The following is a 24,822-nucleotide window of genomic DNA, read 5'->3' on the forward strand; positions in this document are numbered from 1 at the left end:
ACTGGGAACTCGCGGCGGCCGGCACATAACCGGCTGCCGCAACCTGGAGGATTCACGCTGTCATGGAACGGGCCCGGTCGTGAAGTTCACGGGCCAGCAGGTTGCGAATGTGAGGCATGATGAGGGTCTGCATCTCGTGGATCCGGTCATCGACGCGCCCTGACTGGACAAGCTGGTATTCGTCCAGGACGCGGTGCCAGTCCATACAGGCTTCGTCAAGACGGCCTGCCTTGAACTTGCGTTCGGCGAGCATGGCCCCGTATCGGACCCGGGTTCGCCGGAACACTGGCTCCCGGATCTGGTGGGACTGCTGCATGGACTCGATAGCGCCGGACATATCTCCCAGCTCGTAGCGGACCTGAGAGACGTGGTAATGCAGGGACGATGGATCGTAGGACCCTAGGGCTTTGGCCTGCGACTCAGCCTTCTCCATCGCTGCCTCGGCCTGCTTGATTCGGAGGAGAGCGAGGGAGCGGTCGCCTGTGATGGCCGCGGCGTGGGCTTCCTGGCCGGCTAGGAATGCGCGCATCCGGGGGCCTGCCTGGGGAGAGGCGGCGGATGCGCTCTGGGCGAGCCGGATAGCTGTGGAGCCGTCGCCAAGGTCCCCATGCATGACGCTCATCCCTCGAAGGGTGGTGCAGAAGGTCAGCTCGTCGCCGGCCAGACGTGCGAGTTCCAGAGCCTTGACGTAGTAGCGGTTGGCCAGCCCATCGAGGCGTTCGTCCATGGCCATGTAGCCGGTCAGGTAGCAGTGGTCAGCGGCGGCGGACAGCATGGCTTTCCGGACTTCGTCCGTGGCATCTGCCTTGAGGTACGGGCCAATTGCGTTGACCAGGAAGTTCGCTGCCATGGGCCGCGCGAACCGGCCGCCCTGCTGGTCGTCGATGCTGCTGACCATCTCCGTCATTGCGATGACAGACTGGACTTCGCGCTGTCCAATGCGCGTGTGCGGGTTGGTCTTGATCATGTCGATTCTGCCGACCGCATCCTGCCATCCCGGCACGGAGACCATGGCGGCCGAGTAGAGGCCGGCACCAAGTACCGATCGTCGGGAAGGGTCCATGTCCGCACGCGCCAGGTCCATCAGTCCAGTAACGAGATCCGTGGCCTCGCCGTCAAGCTGCGGTTCCCCGAACCCGGCCTCGGCCACGGTGACGGGCCGCCGGAGCCTTGTCGATAGGACATCAAGGATCAGCTCTTGCGTCCTCCGGCGGGGAACTGTGCCGTCGTTCAACCAGTGGCTCACGGAGGAGTTCTCGTAGTGCAGGGACAGCCCTGCTCGTGTCCCGGCGGCGTTGATGGCCCGGGTGAACTGCCCGTGATCCCAGCCTGTCTCGTACAGGAGACGTCCCAGCGATTCGTTCTGATGGCGTGTCCGTGGCATGCCGGGCATCTTGCCCCTGAATTCAATGCTTTCAACTCCCGATCATGACCGGGCAGTTACGTGCAGTGGCCGTACGGCGGTTGTCTGTTCGTGCGGCGGTAAGCCATCCAGGCACACCCCAACCGTCGCCGACACCTGCGATCCCGCAGGTGCCGGGCTTCCCCGTGCTGGCCATGACGCCGTGGGCTCGGGGAAGCCGTCCAGTGAAGGTGAAGGGAGTCGTTACGTGAACATCACCGACGAGACCATGCTCATCGAGGCCGCTGGCCGGATCTTCGGCGACGAGCCCGCGTACGAGGTCATGGACACCACCGACCGCTACAGCTACAAGAAGATCGCCGGCAGCTCCGACTCCGTGCAGACGTACGACACCACGGCCGTCTGACGAACCCTCGTGCCGGCCGCAGCAGCCCCCGCTGCTGCGGCCGGTCCGCGTCCACCTTCCACCCGACGCACGAAGGACAGCCGCGATGTTCCATCTCCGCATCACCCATGACGACATCACCACCGACCGGGAGTGGGCGTGGGCGGCCAACCGCTGGCGCTGCGGATCCTCCTGGATCGCCCCGTACCGCCACGACCTGACCGAGCAGACCGCACTCACCGACGGCATTCACACCGCCTTCATCTCCGCTGTCAGACTGGCCGGCACCACCCCGGGACGGCCCGAGATCGAACAGGTGTCGCCTGCCTCGTACGGCCGCAGGATCCGCGAGATCCGGGCCAGCCGCGGTGACTGGGTCACCGTCGAGATCAGCCCTGGCCAGGCCATCCGGATCAAGACCGGGCCCGAGTGCACCGCACCCCAGTACCTGGCCGCCCAGGACGGCGTGCTGCACGGCTCGTGGGATCTGATGAACCTCCGCGACCACCAAGACCACAACCGGCTGGACCACCTGGCCGTCACCCGGCACCTCGCCCTGCGAGCCCGGTACACCGCCGCCACGTTCTGGCAGGACATCAGGCTCCTCACCGAGCGTTCCACCGCGCACTTCGGTCAGGACGGCCCGCTGATCATCCAGTTCCCAGAGGCCGCCGAGCACTCCCGGGCCAGGTCCCTCCAGGACGGTGCCGATCCGGTGCCGCTGTTTCTGGACCTCCTCAGCCGGTCACTGTCGCGGATTCCGTGGAAGGGCTCCAGGACCGCTGTGCAGCTCTCCGGCGGCATGGACTCCACCGTCGTTGCCCTGGCCCTGCGGACGGCCCCGCAGGGGGCCGGCGTGACGGCGGGGACGGTCATCCTGGATGCCGAACGGGGCGTGCAGCAGTCCGAGCGCCGCTCGCTCATCCTGGAGTACATCGCCTCCGGATGGTCGTCCGTGACCGTCAGGGCCACCGATCACCTGCCATACGGGCCAACGTCCCGCTACAGTCGCCGCACCTGGATCTCCCCCTACCAGGACATCTACGCCGACGCGCTCGACACTCTGTCCGGTCGGTTCACCGACCACGGCGTCCGGGCGGTGTTCACCGGGATCGGCGGCGATGAGCTGATGGCCACCACGGAAGCCGAGGACCACGGAGGGTGGGGAGGCTTCGAGCGCGCCGATACCCCGCCATGGCTCGGACCGGCCGCGAAGGCTGTTCTGCCGGACATCGACACCGCCATCACGCCGGCCGCGGTCGTTCCGGAGACCTCCCTCATGGCCAAGACCGTGTGCGGGCCCGCGTTCATGCGACGCGGAATCTGGCCCGTCCACCCGCTCACCGACCCACTCCTCGTCAGGTTCTGCGAGTGGACACCACTGGAATGGCGGGAGAAGAAGCGGCTCCTGCGCGAGGTGATCGGCAGGACCGGCATGCCGCCGCAGGTCGCCCGGCCGCCGATCGCTGAGAACTTCCGTCAGATCATCACCGTGGCGATGCGCCAGCACGGGGTTCCCCGTATCCGGACGATCCTCGACGCAGGGTCACCTCTCATCGAGGCCAGACTCATCGCCCCGGACGGTCTGGCAACCGTCGCGGACCGCCTGGAGGCCGGTACTCCGGTGGACGGTGACCATGAGGTCGTCTTCGCGCTCCTGGCCGACTCCGCACTCGTCCAGCGCTGAGAACGTCTGCGGCCCCGGCGAAACTTCGCCGGGGCCGCAGACGCGTCTGTCAGAGGTCACGGCCGGCCATCATGTCCGCGATGCCCGGGACACGCTCGGCCTCCCGTTGCAGCATGAAGACCTTTGCGCCATGCCGCTCGGCGACCCGCACCAGGTCCCAGCCCTGGGCCTCCTGGTAGTACCGGGAGAGTTGTTCCTGCCCGGTGCCCCGACGCACCCGCCGCAGGCCCTGCTGGGCGGCGTGGTCGAGCGACCACCACGCGATCAGCCGACCAAGCCGGTGCGGGTTCGGCCTGGTGAAGGTGGTTGCCAGGAACAGCGTGGACTCAGCACGCTCCTCCTCAGTGAAGCCCCACGGCGGAAGTGCCTCGTTCCCGAAGTGCGTTGTGCATCCCACAACGCCATCGGACTCATGCTCCAGCACCCACACCGGAAAGGCCGGGTTGCCGGCCTGCGAGCCGTACTCCTCAGCCATGTCCGCGCACTCGCCCAGGCCCCTCACTGACAGCCACGCAGACCGCGCCCTCACCATGTCGGCAATCGCCCCAGCGTCTGCGGCTGTCGCCTCGCGCATCTGATACACCAGTCGCCTCCCTCCGGCACACCCATCAACGACCCTACTGGCAAGGCAAGATCATCCGCTGGAAGTGCCGCGACTGCGCCAGTTGCAACAACAGTTCTATGTTCATTAGATCGAAACAACAGTATGAGCTCGGCATAAGTGGAAGATCAGCTTGACAACCGTTGATAGCCGGAGGAGCCCCCGCCGGGCTCCCGCGCGGCTGGAAGCCCAGCACGCCGGACGGAAGGGCACTCATACCGACGCCCGGCCGGACGTGGCGAAGCGGGCGCGGCACAGCCGGATCGGCCGAAGGCCGATGTACGGGCGGAGGGAACAGCGAGCGCACCGTCACATCAGGTGCGTGGCTCCCGCATCCCATGGGCATGGCGCCCGTCCCGCGTGGCCATCACCTTCGCCAGCGTCGAGCTGTTGAAGACGTCCATGTCGCCGTGATCGACGCGGCCGACCGGGGCCGGCGGGCGGTGACCGTGCGGGCGCTACGCTGCCGCGCATGATCGAACCTGCGAACGCACGTCTCGCCGACCTCCTCGACCGCGGTGCGGACGGGCACGAGCCCGGGCCGGAGGCGGTGCTGGAGGCGCTGTTCGACGGCGGGGTGTTCGTTCCCGTCACCGACGCCGGGTCGGTGCTGTTCCTCCCCGACGACGAACGGCGGCCCACGCTGCTCGGGTTCACCGACGCGGCGCTCGGCGCGCGTCTGCTGCCGGCCGCCGCAGGGATGGTGCACTGCGACGCGGCGCGGCTGCGGGAGATCCTGGAGACGACCGGCGTCGCCGTGCTCGGGATCCGCTCCGGGAACGGGCAGGCGACCGTTCCCGCGCAGGTGCTGCGGCACTGGGCGAGCCGCGGGCCCGGCGCGGAGATGCAGCTCGACTGGTCCGCCGACCCGGTCGCGGTCGCCCTGCGCGACGCACTGGCCCGGCGGATCCGCGAGTTCCCCGCCGTCCGCTCGGCGTGGGTGGCACACGCCCGGTGGCGGGAGAGCGGCGAGGAGCAGCTGATCGTGCACCTCGCCGTGGACGAGGACCTGCCCTCGGCCTCCGCCCACAACCTGATGCGGACCCTGCTCCGCGAGGAGGTGACGCTCGGCCCCGAGCACCCGGAGGTCGGGATGCTCGCCCTGCACCCCGCCACCCACGCCGACAGCATCGCCGACCTGGACCGCCGGGGCCTGGACACCGTGCGCCACGACGCCGCGTCGGGCCGGGTCCACGTGATCTCCCGCGAGTTCGACGACCCGGCGGTGGTCGCGGCGAACGGCGCCCCCGCCCCCGTGACCCAACCCCGGCCCAGGCGCCGCTGGTTCGGCCGCTCCTGAGCGTTCGAGCCACGAACGGGTCGTCTAGGCTGGCCCGGTGACTGATGAGCAGGAGCGGGTGCGGCCGTCGGGAGTGTGGGCCACGGCGGTGGGGGTGGCCAGGGTGCGGGCCCTGGAGAGCGAGCGGGAGAACGCGCTGTTCCGCGACCCGCTGGCACGGGCCTTCGCCGCCGCCGGCGGCCTGTGGCCCGACTCGGCACCGCTGCCCGACGACGAGGCCGCGCGCCGCCGCCGGCTGGCCGTGTCGTTCTCCATCGTCATCAGGACGAAGTTCCTCGACGACCTGGTGCAGGAGGCCTCCGCGGCCGGGGTCCGGCAGGTGGTGCTGCTCGGCGCCGGCATGGACAGCCGGGCCTTCCGGATGGACTGGCCCGAGGGCACTCGGCTGTTCGAGGTCGACACCGCCGTGCCACTGGACTTCAAGGAGTCGGTGCTGCGCGAGGAGCGGGCCGTCCCGCGCTGCGAGCGGACCACCGTCGCGGTGGACCTGCGGGAGGACTGGCCGGCCGCGCTGGCCGCCGCGGGGCACGACCCGGCCGCGCCGACCGTGTGGATCGCCGAAGGGCTGCTGATCTACCTGCCCGAGGACGCCGTGGAGTTGCTGCTGGCCCGGATCGGCGCGCGGTCGGCGGCGGGCAGCCGGATGGGGCTGACCCTGGGCTCGCGCGGCGTGATCGAGCGCTTCGGCGCGGACGCCACGCCGGGCTCGGCGGCGTCCCTGTGGGTCTCGGAGATGCCCGACGACCCGGTGGGCTGGCTGGCCGGGCACGGCTGGCAGGCCGACACCCGCACCCTGCGCGAGTGCGCCGCGGCCTACGGCCGTCCGATCAGCACCCCGCCGCAGCGCGAGGAACGGCCCGGCGGCCTGATCTCGGCGATCCGCCGGTAGGGCGCCTTCCGGTTCCGGCAGCGGGCCCTTGGCTGAGCGGTGCGCACGAGAAGTCGGCCCCGCCGACTTCTCGTGCAGAGCCCCCAGCGGTGGTCACGGAGGGTGCCTGCAGCAGGACTGTGCGGATGCGAACGATGGGGGAGTGTGTCACGGTGGATTCAGGGCTGATTGTCCCAATCGGCCACTGATTGCAGGGAGTTGCACCATGTCGCCCGTCATCAGGCACTCGGACGCCCAGACCACCACCAAGATCAAGACCGCGCTGGAAGCCGAGAACATCTCCGGCCACATCGCAGGCTTCCGGGACAAGGCGAGGGCCCACCTGCGAGAAGCGATGACCAGTAAGCCGGTCGTGGGTGAGACCGTGGAGTTCTACCTCAACGGCAGTGACGACTACCTGGGCAGCGGTGTGACCAACGGCCAGGGCATCGCGAGCTGCGAGAGCGGCGGTCACATCACCAGGCTGCAGGAGTCGATCCAGGCGTGGCAGGAGGGCTACACCGCGAAGTACCTGGGGGGCGAGAAGTACGAGCCGGCCCCGGACTCGATCGGAAACGTCAACCTGATCCCCGGCCTCTGAGGCGGCTGACATGCGAAAGCAGACCGCCACCGCCACCCCCACCGCCTCGGCCGCGCCGATCCCGAACTTCATCAAGGACGGCACGTTCCGCAAGCCCGCTGCGGCCCCCGACCCCTCCGTGGAGGTCAAAGCCCCGGAGCCGGACGCCATGGGAGCCTGGGACGTCACCAGCGGCTCCGTGGTGATCTACAGCCCGGGCCTCGCCCAGGCCGGCCACCAGGCCGCTGACATCGGTGCCGCCGTTCTGGAACAGGACTTCGAGGCACCCGTGGGCGCGAAGGTCGAGATCACCTGGACGCACAGCCGCAACTCCGACGCGAGCTGCCCGCAGACCAACCAGGCCTACGGCGCCCAGGTGCTGGACCCCAACGGGCAGACCGTCGTCTCGCACAGCTACGAACCGGACGGCGTGGGCTTCAGCCCGATCCCGTCCGACAAGACGCTGAAGTTCACCGTCAACAGCGGGTCCCCGTACACCCTCCGCTTCACCGGCCGGACCCCGGACTCCTGCGGTGCGCTGATCTACAACGTGGTCGGCCAGGGCACCGGAAGGTCCTGACCGCAAACCTGCGGCGGCCTCCGGCCGCCGCAGGTCCCTCTCCTGCCCGCGCTCGTACCCGGAGGTGGAGCCCCCCATGGCAGCGGACATCACGAACCCGGCCTTCGCCCAGCCGGCGGTCGAGCCGCCGAGCGAGTTCATCACCGTCTCCGGCCCGGACCGGCGCACGATTCCGGGGTGGCGGGTGGCGCGGGGGAAGGTGCAGATCCTTCCTCTCAAGGAGAACCAACGGCCGCACGGTGACGGCCGGGTGGCCCAGGCGGTGCGGCTCAAGGAAGGCAGCAACCCCGAAGGCATCGGTGAGATCTGCCAGGAGATCCGCACCACTCCGGGCAGCAAGGTCACGCTGACCTGGTTCGAGTCCCCCGACATCACGATCGCCTCGCGCTCGGCCACGAACGAGCAGAGCTACAGCGTGGCCGTCCAGCCCGCCATGGGCGACAGCGTCGGGCCGGTGACGTTCTACCCGGGGGACGACGTGCGCGGGCCGCACTGGAAGGCGCGCAGGCTCGACTTCACGGCCGCCGCCGAAGTCACCACCATCGAGTTCAGCACGCTGATCCAGGGCATGCAGGGCCCGCTCATCACCGGGCTGAACGCCACGGACGGCAGCCCCATGCCCCCTCCGCCGGTCACCGACCTCAGGGTGCGCCAGCCGGACTCGGCCGAGGCGGCTCCCGGGCAGACGGCCAAGCTCAACGTCGAGATCGCGGCGCAGACGGACGCCCCGGTGGAGAAGGACGGCGTCCGGCAGGTGTTCACGGCGCCGACCGGCTTCGACTTCACCGGCGGGGCCTCGTACGGCTACTACTTCGGCACCCCGCCCCACCCGACCGGGAACCTGAACGCCACGCTCAGCCCTGACGGCAGGACGATCACCGTCACCGACCGGATCGCCATCAACACCTCGCCGCAGACGCAGCACGCCGTCACCTACACCTTCGGTGTGCAGGCGACGCGGGACGCGCTGCCCGGCACCCACACCGACGGGTCGGCCACGGTCGGCTCGCGGAGCATCCCCCTCACCGCCACCATCCGCTAGAGGAAACCCATGGCACAGCTGATCAGGAACGGCACCTTCGCCCGCCCCTTCGCCGGCGACGTCGACTACTACCGCATCAACGGCGGCAACGCGGACCGCCTCGAAGGCTGGACGATGACCACACCCCTGGTGGGCGTGGACGTGTACGGCACCCAGGTTTCCCGTTCCCACTACCAGGCAGTGGACCTGAACGGTGACGACAGGAACGGCATCTCGCAGGACTTCTCGCCCACGACCGGCAAGCGCGTGAGGATCACCTGGCAGGCGTGCCAGAACCCCCACGTCGGCTGGTGCCTGCACGCGCCGACCCAGAGTTACGAAGCCTTCGTGACGGACTCCGGCGGTGCCGTCGTCGCGAAGGGCGGCTACACCCCGCTCCCGACCTGGAGCCAGGCCGAGCCGCTGACCTTCCTCGCCACGGGCAGCGCGTATACGCTCACCTTCTCCTCGCAGACCAACGGCTGGTGCGGCGCCACCATCACCGGTGTCATCGCCGACGAGATCGACGACCCGCCGCCTCCGCCGCCTCCGAGCACCGACTTCCAGCTGCGCCAGCCCGACCCCGTCCAGGCCGCGCCCGGCGGGTCGACGACGGTCAACGTCGAGATCGCCGCCCGCTCGGACGCCCCCGTGGACAAGGCCGTCCCGCAGGTCTTCACGGCGCCGACCGGCTTCCTCTTCACCGGCGCGGCCTCGTACGGCTACTACTTCGGGGAGCCGCCCCACCCGGTGGGGAACCTGACGACCGTGCGCGGCGACGGCGGCAGGACGATCACCGTCAGCGATCCGATCGCCATCAACACCTCGCCGCAGACGCGCCACGCGGTCACCTACACCTTCGCCCTCCAGGCGAAGCAGGGGGCGGTGCCCGGGACCTACGCCGACGGGTCGGCCAAGGTCGGCTCGCAGAGCATCCCGCTCATCGCCACCGTCCGCTGACGGTCCTCGACGCGAGTCAGCGGCCACAGGCCAACCAGAACAGGCCAACCAGATGGGAGACCGCGCAATGATGAATCATGCCAGCGCCGACGAGCAACCGTGGATCGTCACCCCGGTCAGTGCGATCACGGTGGAGCAGCGGACCGACGTGAAGGCCGAAGCGGCGCCCGGCCAGACGACGAAGATCAACGTCGGTATCTCCAACGATGTGGTCGTCCCGTCCTGGGACCTCCTGCAGGTCTTCACGGCGCCGACCGGCTTCGTCTTCACCGGCGGGGCCTCGTACGGCTATTACTTCGGGGCCGCGCCGCACCCGGTGGGGAACCTGAACACCACGCTGAGCGACGGCGGCGGGACCATCACCGTTCACGACCCCCTCGACCTGAACACCTCGCCGCAGAAGTCGGGACAAGTCATCTACACCTTCGCCCTCCGGGCGAAACCCGACGCGGTCCCCGGCACCCATGCCAGCGGGTTGGCCAGGGTCGCCACACAGACGGCCCCGCTCACCGCGACCGTCCGCTGACGGGTTCCGGCCGCCACTCGGCGGGCCGGTCCCGGTGGCCCAGCAGCCAGCCGCAGGCGGCGGCCGAGCGCTCGCCCGCTCGGCCGTCGCCGTACGGGTTCGGGCGGGCGGACGGCGGGCCGGAGTGTGCGAACTCTCCGTAGCCGCAGGCGAGTTCCTCCTCCGCTGCCGCCACGATGTCGGCTTCCTTCGTCCCCACCAGCCGGGCCACCCGCTGCTCCAGGCCCTCCACCCGCTCGGTGTTCTCCCGGGTGACGAGGACCGGGAGGCCGAAGGCCGCCGCCTCCTCCTGGATCCCGCCCGAGTCGGTGATCACCAGCCGCGCCCGGCTCAGCAGCCGACTGAACGGCGCGTACGCGACCGGGCCGGGCAGCAGCACGTTGGGCAGGCCGCGCAGCTCGGCCTCGATGGCGCTGCGCACCACCGGGTTCATGTGCGCGGCCACCAGGAAGGTCAACTCCCGGTGGCGGAGGCTGAGTTCGGCGACCGCCCGACTGATCCGGGCGATCGGCTCGCCCCAGTTCTCCCGCCGGTGCGCCGTCACCACGACCACCGGCGCGCCGATCGCCTCCACCCGCCGCACCAGCGGGTCACGAGCCGCCGCCGGGCTGCGCCCGGCCAGTACCACCGCGTCGATCACCGTGTTGCCGGTCACCACCGTCGCCTCGCCGGACAGTCCGTCCCGCCGGAGGTTGCTCTCCGCGACCGGAGTCGGCGCCAGGTGCAGCGCCGACACCTGGGCGATCATCCGCCGGTGCGCCTCCTCGGGGAACGGGTTGCCGAGGTCGCCCGAGCGCAGGCCGGCCTCCACGTGCACGACCGGGAGGGAGGACAGGAATCCCGCCATCGAGCCCGCGAGCGCGGACGTCGTGTCGCCCTGCACCACCACGGCCTGCCACCGTGCTCCCCGCAGGCAGCCGTCGACCTGGCGCAGCAACTGGGCCGTCAGCGTGGTCAGTGAGTCGTCGCGGCGGGGTGATGCCAACGGGATGTCCGCGCGGAGGCCGAAGCAGGCCAGCGCCTCGTCGACGACCGGGCCGTGCTGTCCGGTGGTGACGAGGACCGGGTCCGCCCACGGCTGCTTGCGCAGCTCCAGCACGACGGGCGCCATCTTCACCGCCTCCGCGCGGGTGCCGACGATGCAGGCGATCCGGTCCCGGCGGTGCGAGGTCGGCGAGGTCGGCGAGGTCATGTGATCAATCCCTGGGCGAATGGGGGCCAGTGGCCCATGCATCCCACGCGGCGACGGCCGCGGCGTCGAAAACGCTCGGAGGGAGCAGGGGGCGCACCGGAATGGACGTTCGTACGCCATCAATCGACTGGAAGCGCGCAACAATGAACCCGAGCCAGCCATCCGCGAAAGGACCAGGTGACGACGTGTACGCCGCCGGCACGGTGATCTTCTACGGCCCCGCCGTCCACCGCCTCCTCCACAGGCGGTCGGACGGCCGCATCCGCCCCGCCGTCATCGCCGCCGGCGGTGTCGCGAGCGCCGCCGTGACCTTCCTGATCCTCCGCGCCCTGCGCCACCGCCGCCCCGGCCACGGGCTCGCGCCGACCGACTTCCTCCCGCCCCGCTACGCACCCGAGGCGACGCCCCCGGTGACGCCCGCCGCCTACGAGCTGGCCGCCGGAGCCGAAGCCCCGCTGCCGTGAGGCTGCTCAAGTGCGTGGACGCGATCGGCTACACCGTGATCGCCGCCTCCGCCTGCTACTTCGCCGTCGCCATGGGCTCCGGCCTGCGCGAACTACGGCGCCAGCGCACCGGATTGCCCGTCCAGGGCGATGCCCGCTACGGCAGCCCCCAACTCGGCCGGCGGGAGCGGCGGCCCCTGTACGTGCTGGTGCCCTGCCTCAACGAGGCCTCGGTGATCGGGCCCACCGTACGGGCGCTGACCGGGCCGGACACCACCGTGCTGGTCGTCGACGACGGCTCCGACGACGACACCGGGCGGATCGCGGCCGAGGCGGGAATCGAATCGGGTGACACCGTGACCGTCCTGCGCCGCGAGCCGCCCGACGCGCGGCAGGGCAAGGGCGAGGCGCTCAACCACGCGATCGGCTACGCCCGCAGTCTGGTGGCGGGGCGCGGCGAGGACCCCGACGACGTGGTCGTCTGCGTGATGGACGCGGACGGCCGGCTCTCCGACCGGGCACTCGCGCACGTGATGCCGCTGTTCGACGACCCGGCCACCGGCGCCGTCCAGCTCGGCGTGCGGATCCGCAACCGGCACGCCAACTTCCTCACCTGGTTCCAGGACTACCTGTTCTGGTCGATGGCCGCCGTCACCCAGCTCGGCCGGGACGCCACCGCGACGGTGAGCCTCGGCGGCAACGGCCAGTTCACCCGGCTCTCCGCGCTCGACAGCATCGGCGAACGCCCGTGGTCCGCCTCGCTCACCGAGGACCTGGACCTCGCGATCAGCCTCAGCGTGCGCGGCTGGCGCCTGCGCAGCACCGCGCACGCTTCCGTCGACCAGCAGGCCATCACGCAGCTGGGCCGCCTGATCCGGCAGCGCACGCGCTGGTACCAGGGCCACATGACCGCCATCGCCCGCTGCGGCGAGATCTGGCGGGCGCCCGAGCTCGCGCACCTCTCCGCGCTGGAGCTGACCTGCTACCTGCTCGTGCCGTGGGTGTTGGACCTGCCGTGGTCGCTGTTGTTCCAGTACTGCCTGGTCTGGTTCCTGCTGAACGCCAAGTGCGCGCTGGCGCGTTACCACCCGTTCCCCGCGCTGCCCTGGGTGAGGGCGGGGTGGGCGCTGACGCTGCTCTCCTGGTACGCCGTCACCTTCGCGCCCGCGCTGGTCACCTCCGTGGTCTACCTGCGCCGGGACCGGCGGGTCGGACGGCTGCGGGCGGTGCTGCTCGGGCACTCCTTCGTGGTGATGAACTACCTGTCCTTCCTGTGCGCCTGGAAGGCGCTGATCCGGATGCTCCGGGGGCAGACGGGCTGGGCCAAGACGAGTCGGGAGCCGGGCTGAGAACGGACGGGATTCGGCGGAACGGCGGTGTCCGAGCGCCGCCCGGGGTGCGGCCCCGGAGACCTCGACCCAGGATGGATCGAGGCGGCCCTGCCGCCAACGCCGTTCAGCGGATGCCCGGTTGGCCCCGAGCCGCCCGACCCTCCCGCCCCGGCCCTCGCCCACCTCGACAGGAGCACCCCATCATGACCACGACCATCAGCGCCCCCGCCATGGCCGCCCTGCAGCAGCTGAAGATCTTCCAGTCCCGCAAGCTGGAGGCCAAGCCGGGCGAGCAGACGAACTTCGACCTCTCCATCACCGCCCCCGGCGACCATCCGGTCAGCTTGCCCTTCACCGCGCAGACCTTCACCGCGCCGACCGGCTTCGTCTTCGACGACGCCGTACCGTTCGTCACGTACGCCTACTACAACCCGCGCGGTGAGCAGGGCAACATGTCCGCCGAGATCGTCGCGGACGGCAAGGTGCTGGTGCTGTGGCACCCGATCGAGCTCAACACCAACGGCAAGGGCTCCCTGCTCGTCTACACGCTGTCGATGCGCGCCGACCCGCACGCGCAGCACGGCACCTACCTGGACGGCTCGGTGACCCTCGGCCTCTACGGCGGGACCAACTACGCCGGCATCATCGATCCGGCCTGACCGGCCGCAGGATGTGACGGGGGCGGCTGCGCGGTCGCCGCGCAGCCGCCCGCCCCCATCGGGGGTCGCGGCAGGAACGGACCGAGGAGTCCGGGCTGCCGGCAGAACTCTTGATCAGGTGGCGAGGATGGTGTGGAGGGCGTCGAAGCCGCCGATGAGGTTCCACACCTGGTCGGGGGAGGCGGGGACGATGCGGCTGACGGAAGTGGAGGCCATGATCGGATGTCCTGACGGAGTGGGGGTGGTTCAGGCGCCGTGCGGCAGGGGGGCGGCCGGGCTGACGAGGCCGGCGGCGCGCAGCTCCTGCCAGAAGGCGGCGGGGACGGTCTCGTTGAGCGCCGCCCGGTCCTCGGCGATGCGGCCGGGCTTGGTGGCGCCGGCGACGACCGCGGCGGTGACCGGGTGGGCGAGGGAGAACTGCAGGGCGGCGGCCTTGATGCTGACGCCGTGCTTCGCGGCCAGGTCCTTGAGCCGGGTGACGCGCTCGATGATGTGCGCCGGGGCCTCCTGGTACTCGAAGTGGGTGCCGCCGGCGAGGACGCCGGAGCTGTAGGGGCCGCCGACGACCATGCCGACGCCCTGCTCCTGCGCCATCGGCAGCAGCCGCTGGAGGGCGTGCTCGTGGTCGAGGAGGGTGTAGCGGCCGGCGAGCAGGAAGCCGTCCGGGCGGGGCTCGTCGAGGGACAGGGTGAGCTCGATCGGCTCGGTCCTGTTGACGCCCAGGCCCCAGGCCTTGATGACGCCCTCGTCGCGCAGGCGGGACAGGACGCGGAAGGCACCGGTACGGGCCTCCTCGAACTTGGCGAGCCACTGGTCGCCGTGGAAGTCCTGGGCGATGTCGTGGACCCAGACGACGTCCAGGCGGTCGGTGCGCAGGCGCGCGAGGCTGTCCTCGATGGAGCGCTCGGTGGCCTCGGCGGTCCAGACGTGGAGCATCCTGTTGGGGTTGCCGTGCTCGAACAGGCCGCCCTTCTCGCCGAGTTCGCGGGCGCCCTCCTCCGGTTCGTCGAGGATGACGCGGCCGACCTTGGTGGAGAGCACGTACGCGTCGCGGGGCTTGGCGGAGAGGACCTCGCCGAGGCGCTCCTCGGCGAGGCCGGCGCCGTAGGAGGGGGCGGTGTCGTAGTAGCGGACGCCCTGCTGCCAGGCGGCCTCGACGGTGGCGGCCGCCTCGGTGTCGGGGATCGCACGGTACATGTTGCCGAGCGGGGCGGTGCCGTAGCCGAGCTTGCCGGGGAGGAGTTCCTTGAGGGACATGGTGGTGCCTTTTCCGAACGGGGAGTGCGGGGGTGCGAGGGTCGCCGGGCCGGCCGTGAGGGGCCGGCCCGTAGCGGGCTTCCGGGCGGGCGGGGTCGGTCAGTTGAACCGGTCCGGGTGCGGGCCGGTGCGCAGGCCGCGGTCGGTGGCGGCGATGGCGGCCATGTCCTCGTCGGTCAGCTGGAAGTCGAAGACGTCCAGGTTCTGGCGGATGCGCGCCGGGGTGACGGACTTCGGGATGACGATGGTGCCGAGCTGGAGGTGCCAGCGCAGCACCACCTGGGCGGCGGACTTGCCGGTGCGCCCCGCGATCGCGGTGATCGCCGCATCGTCCAGGACGGCGCCCTGGGCGAGCGGGCTCCACGCCTCGGTGGCGATGCCGTGCTCGGCGTGGAAGGCGCGCAGTTCGGCCTGCTGGAGGCCGGGGTGCAGCTCGACCTGGTTGACGGCCGGCACCAGCTCGCTGGTGTCCAGCAGGCGCCGCAGGTGGGCGGGCTGGAAGTTGGAGACGCCGGCGGCGCGGATGCGGCCCTCGGCGGCGAGGCGTTCGAGGGCGCGCCAGGAGTCCAGGTAGAGGTCGCGCGCCGGGGTGGGCCAGTGGATCAGGTAGAGGTCGATCTGCTCCAGACCGAGCTTGGCGAGGCTGGCGTCGAAGGCGCGCAGCGTGGCGTCGTAGCCCTGGTCGGAGTTCCACAGCTTGGTGGTGACGAACAGCTCCTCGCGCGGCAGGCCGGAGGCGGCGAGGGCGCGGCCGACACCGGTCTCGTTGCCGTAGATCGCGGCGGTGTCGATGCTGCGGTAGCCGGCCCGGAGGGCGGAGGTGACGGCGGCGGCGGTCTCGTCGTCGGGGACCTGGAAGACGCCGAAGCCGAGCTGGGGGATCTCGACGCCGTTGTTGAGCTTCACGGCGGGGATGCCGGGGTTGTCGTTCATGGTGGCGCTTCTCCTGGAAGGGAACGGTGGGAAAGGGGGAGGGGGACGGTCAGTGCTGGACGGGGACGGGAGTGGCGGCGGGGGCGCTGTCCCGTACGGGGGTGCGGCGCTCCAGGGCGGCGGACCAGACCGCCAGCAGGAGCGCGGCACCGGCGAGCAGGGCGCCGACCCAGTTGGGGGCGGTGTAGCCGAGGCCGGCGGCGATGACCTGGCCGCCGAGCCAGGCGGCGAGGGCGTTGCCGAGGTTGAAGGCGCCGATGTTGACGGCCGAGGCCAGGGTGGGGGCGCCGTGCGCCTGGTCGAGGACGCGCTTCTGCAGCGGTGGGACGGTGGCGAAGCCGAGTGCCCCCACGAGCAGGATGGAGACCGCGGCGAGGACCTTGTCGTGTGCGGTGAGGGTGAACAGGGCCAGGACGACGGCGAGTCCGCCGAGGGAGGCGTAGAGCATCGGCATCAGCCTGCGGTCGGCGAACCTGCCGCCGAGCAGGTTGCCGAGGAACATGCCGACGCCGAACAGGACGAGCAGCCAGGTGACGGCGCCGTCGGAGTAGCCGGCGACGTGGGTCATCATCGGGGCGATGTAGGTGATGGCGGCGAAGACCCCGCCGAAGCCGAGGACGGTCATCGCCATGGCGAGCAGCACCTGCGGGTTGCGGAAGGCGGTCACCTCGCGGCGCAGGTGGGCGCCTTCGGGGCGGGGCAGGGCGGGGACGAGCTTGGCGATGCCGAGGAGGCCGACCACGCCCAGTGCGGCGACTCCGGCGAAGGTGGTCCGCCAGCCGACGGCCTGGCCGATGAAGGTGCCCAGCGGGACGCCGACGATGTTGGCGACGGTCAGGCCGGTGAACATGGTGGCGATGGCGCCGGCCTTCTTGTCGGGGGCGACGAGGTCGGCGGCGACGACCGAGCCGATGCCGAAGAACGCGCCGTGGGCGAGGGAGGCCACGATGCGGCCGGCGAGCATCACGCCCATGGTCGGTGCCGCGGCGGAGATCAGGTTGCCCGCCGCGAACAGGCCCATGAGGAGCATGAGCATCGTCCTGCGGCCGATCCGGGTGCCGAGCACGGTCATCAGCGGGGCGCCGACGACGACGCCGATCGCGTAACCGGTGACCAGGAGCCCGGCGGAGGGGATGGACACCCCGTAGTCGCCGGCGATCTCGGGCAGCAGGCCCATGACCACGAACTCGGTCGTACCGATCCCGAAGGCCCCGATGGCCAGGGCGAGGAGCGCGAGAGGCATGGTGTGCCGCCCTCCAGGTGATTGCTACTGTGCCTTACGAGCTCCGACAATAGTTGCACGCGCTGGCTAAGTGCAAATGCGGGCATTTGCCTGCCGCCGATGGTGGGCGATGGCGGCGAGCATGCGGCGGGGGGCCGCGGGCGCGCGAGGTGCCGGCTGCGAGCCCCGGGGCGTGCGCCAGGTCGGCGTCAACGCGCCGTTCCGGCACGGTGGTTGAGGGTAGATGGGCGGCCATGGGCGTTCACTTCATCACCGGGGCGGGCTCCGGCATCGGTGCGGCCGTGGCCGGACTGCTCGCGGAGCGCGGCGAGGACCTGTGGCTGCTGGCCAGGGACGAGGAGCGGGCGGAGGTGCTGCGCTCACGGTTCCCGGGGTGCCGCACGCTGGCGGCCGACCTCGCGGAACCGGCGGCGCTGGCCGCCGAGCTGGAGAAGCAGGGCCTGCCGGAGCGGCTGGACTCGCTGCTGCACGTCGCCGGCGTCCTGGAGCCGGGCACGGTGGCCGAGTTCGACGTCGGGGCCTGGCAGGCGATGCTGGCCGTCAACTTCCTGGCACCGGCCGAGCTGACGCGCCTGCTGCTGCCCGCCCTGCGGGCGGCCCCGGGGCGGGTGGTGTTCGTCAACTCGGGCGCCGGCCTGCACGCGCCGCCGCGCCTCGGGGGCTACGCGGCCTCGAAGTTCGCGCTGCGGGCGCTGGCCGAGTCGCTGCGGGCGGAGGAGTTCCGCAACGGCGTCCGCGTCACGACGGTCTTCCCCGGCGAGGTCGACACCCCCATGCAGGTCCGGCTGCACGGCGCACTCGGCCTGCCGTACGAGCCGGATATCTGCCTGACGGTCGACTCCGTCGCCACCGCCCTGGCCGGGGTGCTGGACTTCCCGCCGGACGGGACGCTGAGCGAGCTGACGATCCGGCCGGGCTGCTGAGGCGTGTCCTGATCGGATGGGCCCGCCTCCTGACCCTCGCCGGTACCGGGTCAGGAGGCGGGCCCGCGACGACCGGCCGGCCCCCCGGCCGAACCACCCCACCCGCGAGGAGATCCCCGTCTTCCTCCGCGACCACGCGTGAGGACCGGGAGCGGGCCTACCGCTCGTAGACCATCTCGGGGAAGCGCGGCGACGGGCCGTCCAGCAGGTGGTCGTCGTGGCCGCGGAGCCAGCGGTCGAGGAACGACGCGACGTACGAGCGGGTGGCCGACACGGCGCGGTCCGGGCGGACGTCGCCGATGTCGTCGGCCAGCTGCTCCGCGCTGATCGCGCCCTGGCGGGCGAGCTGGGGAAGCAGGGACTGCGCGTCGGTGTAGGAGCCGTGGCGGGAGCCGGTGAGGGTCACGTCGGCGTGCCAGCCGGTGCTGTGCTGCCACAGGGCGTCCCAGCCGGGCTGTCGGTGGTAGCTGCCGGAGTCGCCGTCCTGGGTGCCCATGAGCAGGAAGGGCTTGGTCAGGCCGTCCTGGGCGACGCTGGTCAGGAACACGCCGGTGTGCCCGTCCGGGCCGGGGAAGTGCAGCTGGCCGTCGAGGTCGATGCCGGCCTTGAGGCGCGGATCGTCGTGCATGGCCTGGAGGGCGGTGGAGCCGCCACCGGAGTGGCCGACCATGCCGATCCGGTCGAGGTCGAGGGAGGCGGCGAGGCCGGACGGCACCTGCTGGTCGTGGCACAGCTCGCCGAGCCGGTCCAGGACGAAGCGGGTGTCGTCGACCCGGGTCTGCAGGATCTTGCGCAGCAGGGCGCCGGCGTCGACGCCGGGCTGGGCGAACAGCGCGGGCAGGACGGAGGTGGCGAGGTCCCCGTGGGGGAAGGCGACCTCGGAGGCGTCGTAGGTGTGGTCGACGGTGACGACCACGTAGCCGCGCGAGGCGAGGTCCTCCACCAGGCCGGTGCCCCAGGTGCGCGGATCGCCGAAGCCCGCCGAGTACAGCACGACGGGCCGCTTGCCGCCGGGGAGGACGGGCGCGTCGGCGCGGGCGTGGGTGCGGATGCCGGCCCAGTCGGTGCGGCCGGGCTCGAAGCCGTGGGCGGTCTGGCCGGCGCTGCCGGTGCTGCCGAAGTGGTCGGCGGCGGCGGGGACCATGTACGGCGCGCGCTCGTCGCCGCCCGCGGGCCGGGTGGTCGGGTACCAGAAGCTGATCATCAGCTTGCGGTGCTGCCCGGCCTGCCAGGGGTCGTCCCGGTGGTCGTCCGTGAGCTGCAGGGACGTCGTGCCGACCGGGTACGGCCCGGTCGGCTGCGGCAGCCAGGCCCTGGCCTGCCGCTCGGTGCCCCGCCCCGGCGCCGCCACCGCGCCCGGCGCGCCGACCGCGCCCGAGCTCACCGTCGCCGCCAGCAGTACCGCCGCTACGGCCCGTCCTCGCCTGCTCATCGCCGTTCCTCCTCGTTCGATCGCGTGGTCGCCGTGAACACGGGTGACGGTACGGGCGAGGAGGGGCGGAAACCGTCGTACCGGGGCGCCAAGTCCCCTGTAGTACCCCGGTATGGCGGCGTCCCTGGTCAGCGAGGTGCCGCGGCCCCGGCCGGGGGATGATGGCGCGCATGAAACGTGTGATCATCACTGGCAGCTCGGGCGCGGGCAAGACCACGGCGGCCGCCGCCCTCGCGGCCCGGCTCGGCCTGCCGCGCGCCGAACTGGACGCGCTCCACCACGGCCCGGGCTGGGTGAAGCGCCCCGAGTTCGAAGCCGACGTGGACCGCTTCACGGCCGGCCCGGTCTGGGTCTGCGAGGAGCAGTACCACGGCGTGCTGGGCGACCTGCTGTGGGAGCGCGCCGACACGCTGGTCTGGCTCGACCTGCCCCGCACGACCGTGATGAGACGGGTCGTCGTCCGCTCGCTGCTGCGCGTCCTGACCCGCCGGGAGCTGTGGAACGGCAACCGCGAGACCTGGCGGGACCTGGCCGACCCCCAGCACCCGGTGCGCTGGGCCTGGGCCAACCACGCCAGGAAGCGCAGGTCCACGGTCGAACGCCTGGCCCGGCACCCGCACCTGACGGTGGTCCGGCTGACGAGCGCCGGGCAGGCCCGGGGCTGGCTGCGGGGCGCGTCGGCCCCGACCGGGGTGGTGGGACGTCGCTGAGGCTCGGCCGCACCCGGGGCCGTTGCCACATCCGTTCGAGCCCGCGATCATGACGCCATGACGGAGAAGACTGAACGGCAGGCAGTGATCGTCACCCGGATCTTCAAGGGCGAGGGCTCGGAGGAGGACTCGGCGGAGGCCGCCCGGAACTTCGAGCTGTGGGTGGAGCTGCTGTGGCAGGGGAACGAGGCCGCCGCCGTGGCCGCCTGCGCCCGCGCGCTGGAGGCGGAGTGCGGACGGCACTGGACGAGGATGGACGAACGCGACCGGGGCACCCACGTCTGGTTCTTCAGCTACCTCTGCCCGCTCCCCGAGACGCTCCGCCCCGAGGCCCGCGACTACCGGGACGGGGTCCTGAGCGGCGTGGGGTTCCAGGAGCTCGCGAAGGCGATCCGGTTCCGCAAGGGCGAGCCGGAGTAGGGCGATCGGCCCGGCACGGCGTCACGGTGTGGCCGCGGGGCGGGTGCCGGCGGCGTCGGGGTCCGGGGTGGCGGCGGCGTCGGGGTCCGGGGAGCCGGTGAGGTGGCGGTAGGCCGGGGTGCCGGCCAGCAGGCCGGCGTGGGTGCCGAGTCGGGGCCGGGAGCCGTCCAGGAGGAGGACCCGGTCGGCGCGGCGGGCCGGGCCGGGGCGGTGGGTGATGGTGACGACCGTGCCGGGGCGGGAGCGGAAGGCGCGTTCCACCCGCAGTTCGGCGGCGGCGTCGAGGTGGCGGGTCGCCTCGTCCAGGACGACCAGGCGGGCGTCGCTGAGGTGGGCGCGGGCGAGGGCGATCAGCTGGCGCTCGCCGGGGGAGAGGGCACCGGGGGCGAGGTGCCCGGCCAGGCCGCCGAGCCGGCGCAGCAGCGGCTCGGCGCCGACCGCGCGGGCCGACGCCAGGACGGCGGAGTCGGTCGCCCGCGGGGCGAGCCAGCGCAGGTTCTCGGCGACGGTGCCGGTGAAGACGTACGAGTCCTGGGGGAGCAGCACGCGGGCCCGGGCCAGGGCGGCGGGTGCCAGGTCGGCGGGCGCCGCGCCGCCGAGCAGCACCTTGCCCTGGCCCGGGGCGACGACGCCGGCGACGATGTCGGCGAGGGTCGACTTGCCGATGCCGGAGGGGCCGACGACCGCCAGGTGCTCGCCGTCGCGCACCGCGAGGTCGAAGCCGTCCAGGACCGGGTCGGCGTTGGCACCGTAGGAGAAGGAGACGCCGGAGAGCTCGAAGGAGCCGTCCACCGGCGGGAGTTGGTGGCCCGGACGGGCGGCGGCGGTCGCGTCCACCGGGTGGCTCGCGGCGGCGAGCCGCTCGGCGGCGACGGCCAGCCGGAGCCAGGAGGCGCCGGCGCCCTGCACCAGGAGGCGCAGGGCCGGTTCCAGCGTGCCCGTCAGATAGGCCAGCACGCCGATCACGGCGCCGGCCGTCAGCCCGTGCCGGACGAGGGCCGGGGCGGCCAGGACGACCAGCAGCAGCGGGAGGTGCGCGCCCAGGGACACGATCAGACGGCGCCCGCCCGCCAGCCGGGCGAGCGCCCGGCCCGCCTCGGCGTTCGCCGCGACGGCGGCCAGCACCTCGCGCTCGGCCGCCTCCCGGGCGCCGCAGGCGACCAGGTCGCGCAGCGCCCGCAGGGCGTCGGCGCACGAGCGGGCCAGCTCCTCCTCGGCCGCGAACGCCTCGCGCTGGCGCCGGGCGGTGGCCGGCGCCAGGGCCGCGAACGCGGCCAGCGACAGGAGGAGGGGGCCGGCGATCAGCGCGGCGGCGGCCGGGGCGAGGGCGGCGCTGCCGACGATCACGGCGATGGCGGTCAGGGCGAAGTGGGAGACGATGAGCAACTGCCCGGCGACGGTGTCCCGGACGGCCTCGACCTGCCGGGTCAGCCGGGCGACGGCGATCGCGCCGGAGCCGTCCGCCCGGCCGTGCGTGGCGACGGCCCGGTGCAGCATGCCGGACACCACCTCGCCCAGCAGCCGGTCGCGCATCGGCTCGACGACCTCCGCCAGCCACGGGTACGTCTGGCGCGACGCCCAGGCGCCCAGGGCCGAGACGGCGGCGAACAGGGCGAGCCAGCCCGCCGCCGGTCCGGGCCGGTGGGCGAGGAAGCCGCGGTCGACCGCCAGGGCGAGCGCCTTGCCCGCGACCAGGGCGGGCGCGGCGGAGAGCAGGGACCAGGCGAGCAGCCGGAGCACGGCGGGCCGGCTCCGGCCGAGGGCGGAGCGGAGCAGCCGCAGGGCCGTTCGGCCCGGTCGTCCGGCGCGGGACGGGGTCATCGGGTCGCCTTTCGCGGAGTTCACGGATCGTCTGCGGCGGCGTTCGTCGGGGGAACAGGTCGGCTGGCCTGTCGGCCGGACGGACGGGCGTCTGCTCGGCGAGGGGCTCGGCCGAGGTCCGCAGGCGGTGAGGTGGCGGGCGCGCGGGCCGGGCCCGACGGAGAAGGCCGCGAGGTCGGTGCGGGCGGCGGCACGCCCGTTGGCCGCCGGGCCGGGCCGGGTGCGGCGGCGGGCGGGCGCCGGGGCGGCCCGCCGTCGAGGACTGCCCGGCGACCGGGTTCGGGCACCTGGGGGGAGTGGGAGCGGCCACCGGACGAGGAGCCGGAGTGTGTTCGCCGGACCCGGCCGAGGGGCCGAGCCGCGTCACCCGGCCGCCTCGCCGTCGAAGACCGCGCGGTAGCCGGGCAGCGCCGACAGCTCCTCGTGGGTGGCCAGCGCGCGGATCCGGCCCTCCTGGAGCCAGGCCACCTGGTCGGCGTGGGAGGCCACCGCGGCCCGCCGGGTGACGACCAGCCGGGTGCGGTGGCCCTCCTGCTCCCGGAGGGCGTGCAGGATCCCGGCCTCGGTGGCGGCGTCCAGCGAGGACGTCGCGTCGTCGAGCACGAGCAGTCGGCCGTCGTGCGCCAACGCCCGGGCGATGCCGAGCCGTTGGCGCTCGCCGCCGGAGAACGGGGCCTCGGCGGGCGGGGTGCGGTAGCCGTCCGGGAGCCGCCGGACGAACTCGTCGGCCCGGGCCGCCCGGGCGGCCCGGCGGACCCGCTCGGCGGGGAGGCCGGGGCCGATGGCGGCCTCGACGGTCCGCCCCGGCAGGGCCGGGTCGGCGAAGGCGCAGGAGACGGCGGCGCGCAGCTCGTCGGGGCGGAGGTCGGCGAGCGGGACGCCGTCGAGCGTCACCGTTCCCTCGTCCGGGTCCAGGAGCCCGGTGGCGAGGGCGGCGAGCGCCGAGGTGGCGGCGTCGTCGGCGCCGACCACGGCGAGCCAGCCGCCGCCCGGGACGGCCAGGTCGAGCCGGTCGAGCACCGGGCCGCCGGGTCCGCCGGGTCCGCCCGGGCCGTCGACCGTGACGCCGCACAGGTGGAGGGCGCCGTCGCCGGACGGCAGCGGCCGGGTACCCGGGGCCGGGACGGGTGCGTCGAGCAGTTCGGCGAGCCGGTCGGCCCCGGCGCGGGCGCGGGAGACGTCGAGCAGGCTCTGGGCGGCGCCGAAGCCGCCGAGGCCGATGGCGGTGTAGCCGAGTGCGGCGAGCAGCCCGCCCACGGACAGCGAGCCGACCGCGACCGCCGCTCCGGCGGCCGCCAGGACGGCGAGTTGGGTCACCGGGGCGAGCAGCGCGGAGCACCAGGCGATCCGCCGCTGGCTGTCCCACAACTCCCGTCCGTGCCTCGACAGTTCGGGAACCGGCCGGAGGACGCGGGAGATCTCGCGGTCCAGGGCGCCGGCGGCGGCGATGCTGCGGCTCCCGGAGACGGCGTCGAGCAGCCGGGTCGCGATGTCGGCCTGTGCCCGCTGATAGCCCTCGCCGAGGGTGGCCGTGCGGCGCAGCTGGCGGCGGATCGCCGCGTACCCGAGCGGGGCGGTGCCGAGGAAGGCCAGCGCGGCGGTCGGGGCGAGCACGGCCAGGGCGACCAATGCCGCTGCGGCCATGGCGAGTTGGGTGACGGTGTAGATGACCGCCGGTGCGGCGAGGGCGGCCTGCGGGGCGCTGCCGGTCAGTCGCGCCGCGACGTCGCCGACCGGGAGCCGGTGCGCCGCGAGCGGGCGGGCGGCCAGGACCCGGCGGACGGCGTCCGCGCGGAGCCGGGCGGCGGTGTCGGCGGAGATCCGGGGCCCGGCGTACTGGCCGACCGCCTCGGCGCCGGCCAGGGCGGCGAGCGTCGCGGCCAGCGGCAGGGCGCCGGCCGTCCCGGCGCCGGTCAGGGCCGCGTCGACGGCGTGGGCGAGTACGGCGGGCAGGGCCAGGGTCGCGCCCGTACTGGCCGTGACCGCGACGGCCATGACGGCCGACCAGCGGCGGCCGAGGCGGAGCACCCGGCGCAGGCCCTTGGGGGAACTTCCTGGCCGGGATGGGGAGATGTCGGTCGGCACGGGACCCTCCGAGGGTGGCGCGGGAGGAGCCTGGGAACGGCCGCCGGGCCCCGGTCGGATAGGACCGGGGCCCGGCGTCGCCTAGGCCCTCTCTTTCGGATCTTTGCCGGGTCCGCGACGCCGGGGCACGCACCTCGCCGCGTTGTCGTCGGTCGCCAATGCTCCGCAGTGGCTCCCTCCTCCGCCTTGCGATGCACGCACCCCAACGCCGCGGCCTGATCCGACAAGACCCAAAAGAGAGGACCTTGGGCCCTGGGCGGGCCGGCTCGGTGAGGAGGGCCGGCCCGCTTCGGGCACCGACCGCGGGACGGGCCCGCGGTCAGCGGCTGCTCAGAGGCAGAGCAGGGTGCTGACCGTGCTGTTGGTGCAGTTGACGGCGCTCAGCGAGCTGAGGACCGAGCGGAACTCGACGGTCTCCTCGACGGTCTCCAGGGCCTGCAGGCTGAGGATCGACATGATGAACTCCCATCGGTTGTGATGCGGTGCTTCCGGCAGGTGCCGG

The 24,822-nt window shown here is 72.7% G+C and carries 25 protein-coding genes; 15 read left to right on the plus strand and 10 right to left on the minus strand.

Translation table 11 applies throughout. The annotated features are described in order from the left end of the window. Positions 1 to 52: 52 nt before the first annotated feature. Positions 53 to 1,384 carry a tetratricopeptide repeat protein gene (locus tag AB2U05_RS33055; protein WP_369185211.1) on the minus strand — a complete coding sequence of 444 codons (1,332 nt, stop codon included), beginning with the start codon at positions 1,382 to 1,384 and terminating at the stop codon, positions 53 to 55. Positions 1,385 to 1,610: 226 nt separating this feature from the next. Between AB2U05_RS33055 and AB2U05_RS33060 the strand changes: the two genes are divergently transcribed. Further along, positions 1,611 to 1,769 carry a hypothetical protein gene (locus tag AB2U05_RS33060; RefSeq protein ID WP_157882071.1) on the plus strand — a complete coding sequence of 53 codons (159 nt, stop codon included), beginning with the start codon at positions 1,611 to 1,613 and terminating at the stop codon, positions 1,767 to 1,769. 85 nt (positions 1,770 to 1,854) lie between these two features. Then, positions 1,855 to 3,435: an asparagine synthase-related protein gene (locus AB2U05_RS33065; RefSeq protein ID WP_045695293.1), complete on the plus strand. Its 1,581-nt coding sequence runs from the start codon at positions 1,855 to 1,857 to the stop codon at positions 3,433 to 3,435. A 49-nt stretch (positions 3,436 to 3,484) separates the two neighbouring features. Here the strand turns inward: AB2U05_RS33065 and AB2U05_RS33070 are convergent, their stop codons facing one another. Then, the gene (locus AB2U05_RS33070) at positions 3,485 to 3,910 is read right to left on the minus strand and encodes a hypothetical protein (protein WP_208615439.1); all 426 of its coding nucleotides are present in this window, start codon (positions 3,908 to 3,910) and stop codon (positions 3,485 to 3,487) included. A 598-nt stretch (positions 3,911 to 4,508) separates the two neighbouring features. Between AB2U05_RS33070 and AB2U05_RS33075 the strand changes: the two genes are divergently transcribed. The 7 genes from AB2U05_RS33075 (at position 4,509) to AB2U05_RS33105 (ending at position 9,871) form a co-directional block, all read left to right on the plus strand. Further along, positions 4,509 to 5,336: a hypothetical protein gene (locus tag AB2U05_RS33075; RefSeq protein WP_369185212.1), complete on the plus strand. Its 828-nt coding sequence runs from the start codon at positions 4,509 to 4,511 to the stop codon at positions 5,334 to 5,336. Positions 5,337 to 5,409: 73 nt separating this feature from the next. After that, positions 5,410 to 6,225, plus strand: coding sequence for a class I SAM-dependent methyltransferase (locus AB2U05_RS33080; RefSeq protein WP_369186034.1), 816 nt, complete (start codon positions 5,410 to 5,412; stop codon positions 6,223 to 6,225). Positions 6,226 to 6,430: 205 nt separating this feature from the next. Continuing rightward, positions 6,431 to 6,805, plus strand: a complete 375-nt coding sequence (locus AB2U05_RS33085) for a hypothetical protein (RefSeq protein ID WP_045695299.1) — start codon at positions 6,431 to 6,433, stop codon at positions 6,803 to 6,805. Positions 6,806 to 6,815: 10 nt separating this feature from the next. Next, entirely contained in the window at positions 6,816 to 7,364 is a 549-nt protein-coding gene (locus tag AB2U05_RS33090; protein WP_045695301.1) for a hypothetical protein, read from the plus strand. A gap of 76 nt (positions 7,365 to 7,440) precedes the next feature. Then, positions 7,441 to 8,406: a DUF642 domain-containing protein gene (locus AB2U05_RS33095; RefSeq protein ID WP_369185213.1), complete on the plus strand. Its 966-nt coding sequence runs from the start codon at positions 7,441 to 7,443 to the stop codon at positions 8,404 to 8,406. 9 nt (positions 8,407 to 8,415) lie between these two features. Further along, positions 8,416 to 9,345: a hypothetical protein gene (locus tag AB2U05_RS33100; RefSeq protein ID WP_369185214.1), complete on the plus strand. Its 930-nt coding sequence runs from the start codon at positions 8,416 to 8,418 to the stop codon at positions 9,343 to 9,345. 52 nt (positions 9,346 to 9,397) lie between these two features. Next, positions 9,398 to 9,871 (plus strand): hypothetical protein, encoded by a 474-nt coding sequence (locus tag AB2U05_RS33105; protein ID WP_369185215.1) that lies wholly within the window; start codon positions 9,398 to 9,400, stop codon positions 9,869 to 9,871. Here the strand turns inward: AB2U05_RS33105 and wecB are convergent. Continuing rightward, positions 9,852 to 11,063 carry a non-hydrolyzing UDP-N-acetylglucosamine 2-epimerase gene (gene wecB, locus AB2U05_RS33110; RefSeq protein ID WP_369185216.1) on the minus strand — a complete coding sequence of 404 codons (1,212 nt, stop codon included), beginning with the start codon at positions 11,061 to 11,063 and terminating at the stop codon, positions 9,852 to 9,854. The two genes, AB2U05_RS33105 and wecB, sit on opposite strands and share 20 nt — an antisense overlap. Positions 11,064 to 11,248: 185 nt before the next feature. Here wecB and AB2U05_RS33115 point away from each other — a divergent pair, with 185 nt between their 5' ends. The 3 genes from AB2U05_RS33115 to AB2U05_RS33125 all read left to right on the plus strand — a co-directional run bounded on the left by AB2U05_RS33115 (position 11,249) and on the right by AB2U05_RS33125 (position 13,496). Further along, positions 11,249 to 11,527, plus strand: coding sequence for a hypothetical protein (locus tag AB2U05_RS33115; protein WP_045695310.1), 279 nt, complete (start codon positions 11,249 to 11,251; stop codon positions 11,525 to 11,527). Further along, positions 11,524 to 12,855: a glycosyltransferase gene (locus AB2U05_RS33120; RefSeq protein WP_045695313.1), complete on the plus strand. Its 1,332-nt coding sequence runs from the start codon at positions 11,524 to 11,526 to the stop codon at positions 12,853 to 12,855. Before AB2U05_RS33115 ends, AB2U05_RS33120 begins: the two co-directional genes overlap by 4 nt. A gap of 185 nt (positions 12,856 to 13,040) precedes the next feature. Beyond that, positions 13,041 to 13,496 carry a hypothetical protein gene (locus tag AB2U05_RS33125; protein ID WP_045695316.1) on the plus strand — a complete coding sequence of 152 codons (456 nt, stop codon included), beginning with the start codon at positions 13,041 to 13,043 and terminating at the stop codon, positions 13,494 to 13,496. 246 nt (positions 13,497 to 13,742) lie between these two features. On the opposite strand, the gene AB2U05_RS33130 is transcribed toward AB2U05_RS33125, so the two are convergent. The 3 genes from AB2U05_RS33130 to AB2U05_RS33140 all read right to left on the minus strand — a co-directional run bounded on the left by AB2U05_RS33130 (position 13,743) and on the right by AB2U05_RS33140 (position 16,929). Further along, on the minus strand, positions 13,743 to 14,753 hold the full coding sequence (locus tag AB2U05_RS33130; protein WP_369185217.1) for an aldo/keto reductase: 1,011 nt from the start codon (positions 14,751 to 14,753) through the stop codon (positions 13,743 to 13,745). A 99-nt stretch (positions 14,754 to 14,852) separates the two neighbouring features. Further along, a complete protein-coding gene (locus AB2U05_RS33135) occupies positions 14,853 to 15,686 on the minus strand; it encodes an aldo/keto reductase (protein ID WP_369185218.1) in 834 nt (277 codons plus the stop codon). Positions 15,687 to 15,735: 49 nt separating this feature from the next. Beyond that, positions 15,736 to 16,929 carry an MFS transporter gene (locus tag AB2U05_RS33140; RefSeq protein WP_369185219.1) on the minus strand — a complete coding sequence of 398 codons (1,194 nt, stop codon included), beginning with the start codon at positions 16,927 to 16,929 and terminating at the stop codon, positions 15,736 to 15,738. Between the two features lie 233 nt (positions 16,930 to 17,162). Between AB2U05_RS33140 and AB2U05_RS33145 the strand changes: the two genes are divergently transcribed. Next, complete coding sequence (locus tag AB2U05_RS33145; protein ID WP_369185220.1) at positions 17,163 to 17,852, plus strand: SDR family oxidoreductase; 690 nt, start codon at positions 17,163 to 17,165, stop codon at positions 17,850 to 17,852. 157 nt (positions 17,853 to 18,009) lie between these two features. Here AB2U05_RS33145 and AB2U05_RS33150 read toward each other — a convergent pair whose 3' ends face one another. Then, positions 18,010 to 19,284: an alpha/beta hydrolase family protein gene (locus AB2U05_RS33150; protein ID WP_369185221.1), complete on the minus strand. Its 1,275-nt coding sequence runs from the start codon at positions 19,282 to 19,284 to the stop codon at positions 18,010 to 18,012. Positions 19,285 to 19,454: 170 nt separating this feature from the next. Between AB2U05_RS33150 and AB2U05_RS33155 the strand changes: the two genes are divergently transcribed. Both AB2U05_RS33155 and AB2U05_RS33160 read left to right on the plus strand, forming a co-directional pair. Beyond that, positions 19,455 to 19,994: an adenylate kinase gene (locus AB2U05_RS33155; RefSeq protein WP_045695334.1), complete on the plus strand. Its 540-nt coding sequence runs from the start codon at positions 19,455 to 19,457 to the stop codon at positions 19,992 to 19,994. A gap of 57 nt (positions 19,995 to 20,051) precedes the next feature. Continuing rightward, positions 20,052 to 20,414, plus strand: a complete 363-nt coding sequence (locus tag AB2U05_RS33160) for a hypothetical protein (protein WP_369185222.1) — start codon at positions 20,052 to 20,054, stop codon at positions 20,412 to 20,414. Between the two features lie 21 nt (positions 20,415 to 20,435). Here AB2U05_RS33160 and AB2U05_RS33165 read toward each other — a convergent pair whose 3' ends face one another. The 3 genes from AB2U05_RS33165 to AB2U05_RS33175 form a co-directional block, all read right to left on the minus strand. After that, complete coding sequence (locus tag AB2U05_RS33165; RefSeq protein WP_369185223.1) at positions 20,436 to 22,235, minus strand: ATP-binding cassette domain-containing protein; 1,800 nt, start codon at positions 22,233 to 22,235, stop codon at positions 20,436 to 20,438. Positions 22,236 to 22,598: 363 nt separating this feature from the next. Then, entirely contained in the window at positions 22,599 to 24,320 is a 1,722-nt protein-coding gene (locus AB2U05_RS33170; RefSeq protein WP_369185224.1) for an ATP-binding cassette domain-containing protein, read from the minus strand. A gap of 330 nt (positions 24,321 to 24,650) precedes the next feature. Continuing rightward, entirely contained in the window at positions 24,651 to 24,776 is a 126-nt protein-coding gene (locus AB2U05_RS33175) for a SapB/AmfS family lanthipeptide (RefSeq protein ID WP_107072933.1), read from the minus strand. Positions 24,777 to 24,822 lie beyond the last annotated feature (46 nt).

Source organism: Streptomyces sp. Y1 (assembly GCF_041053115.1).
GTDB lineage: Bacteria > Actinomycetota > Actinomycetes > Streptomycetales > Streptomycetaceae > Kitasatospora > Kitasatospora rubellomurina.

What these genes read in the sequence shown, in the direction of transcription:
- AB2U05_RS33140 (WP_369185219.1), bottom strand. Translation starts at nt 16,929, where the DNA reads ATGCCTCTCGCGCTCCTCGCCCTGGCCATCGGGGCCTTCGGGATCGGT.
- AB2U05_RS33100 (WP_369185214.1), top strand. Translation starts at nt 8,416, where the DNA reads ATGGCACAGCTGATCAGGAACGGCACCTTCGCCCGCCCCTTCGCCGGC.
- AB2U05_RS33055 (WP_369185211.1), bottom strand. Translation starts at nt 1,384, where the DNA reads ATGCCACGGACACGCCATCAGAACGAATCGCTGGGACGTCTCCTGTAC.
- AB2U05_RS33090 (WP_045695301.1), top strand. Translation starts at nt 6,816, where the DNA reads ATGCGAAAGCAGACCGCCACCGCCACCCCCACCGCCTCGGCCGCGCCG.
- AB2U05_RS33145 (WP_369185220.1), top strand. Translation starts at nt 17,163, where the DNA reads ATGGGCGTTCACTTCATCACCGGGGCGGGCTCCGGCATCGGTGCGGCC.
- AB2U05_RS33070 (WP_208615439.1), bottom strand. Translation starts at nt 3,910, where the DNA reads ATGGCTGAGGAGTACGGCTCGCAGGCCGGCAACCCGGCCTTTCCGGTG.
- AB2U05_RS33135 (WP_369185218.1), bottom strand. Translation starts at nt 15,686, where the DNA reads ATGAACGACAACCCCGGCATCCCCGCCGTGAAGCTCAACAACGGCGTC.
- AB2U05_RS33105 (WP_369185215.1), top strand. Translation starts at nt 9,398, where the DNA reads ATGGGAGACCGCGCAATGATGAATCATGCCAGCGCCGACGAGCAACCG.
- AB2U05_RS33150 (WP_369185221.1), bottom strand. Translation starts at nt 19,284, where the DNA reads ATGAGCAGGCGAGGACGGGCCGTAGCGGCGGTACTGCTGGCGGCGACG.
- AB2U05_RS33155 (WP_045695334.1), top strand. Translation starts at nt 19,455, where the DNA reads ATGAAACGTGTGATCATCACTGGCAGCTCGGGCGCGGGCAAGACCACG.
- AB2U05_RS33095 (WP_369185213.1), top strand. Translation starts at nt 7,441, where the DNA reads ATGGCAGCGGACATCACGAACCCGGCCTTCGCCCAGCCGGCGGTCGAG.
- wecB (WP_369185216.1), bottom strand. Translation starts at nt 11,063, where the DNA reads ATGACCTCGCCGACCTCGCCGACCTCGCACCGCCGGGACCGGATCGCC.
- AB2U05_RS33065 (WP_045695293.1), top strand. Translation starts at nt 1,855, where the DNA reads ATGTTCCATCTCCGCATCACCCATGACGACATCACCACCGACCGGGAG.
- AB2U05_RS33075 (WP_369185212.1), top strand. Translation starts at nt 4,509, where the DNA reads ATGATCGAACCTGCGAACGCACGTCTCGCCGACCTCCTCGACCGCGGT.
- AB2U05_RS33085 (WP_045695299.1), top strand. Translation starts at nt 6,431, where the DNA reads ATGTCGCCCGTCATCAGGCACTCGGACGCCCAGACCACCACCAAGATC.
- AB2U05_RS33165 (WP_369185223.1), bottom strand. Translation starts at nt 22,235, where the DNA reads ATGACCCCGTCCCGCGCCGGACGACCGGGCCGAACGGCCCTGCGGCTG.
- AB2U05_RS33125 (WP_045695316.1), top strand. Translation starts at nt 13,041, where the DNA reads ATGACCACGACCATCAGCGCCCCCGCCATGGCCGCCCTGCAGCAGCTG.
- AB2U05_RS33160 (WP_369185222.1), top strand. Translation starts at nt 20,052, where the DNA reads ATGACGGAGAAGACTGAACGGCAGGCAGTGATCGTCACCCGGATCTTC.
- AB2U05_RS33130 (WP_369185217.1), bottom strand. Translation starts at nt 14,753, where the DNA reads ATGTCCCTCAAGGAACTCCTCCCCGGCAAGCTCGGCTACGGCACCGCC.
- AB2U05_RS33175 (WP_107072933.1), bottom strand. Translation starts at nt 24,776, where the DNA reads ATGTCGATCCTCAGCCTGCAGGCCCTGGAGACCGTCGAGGAGACCGTC.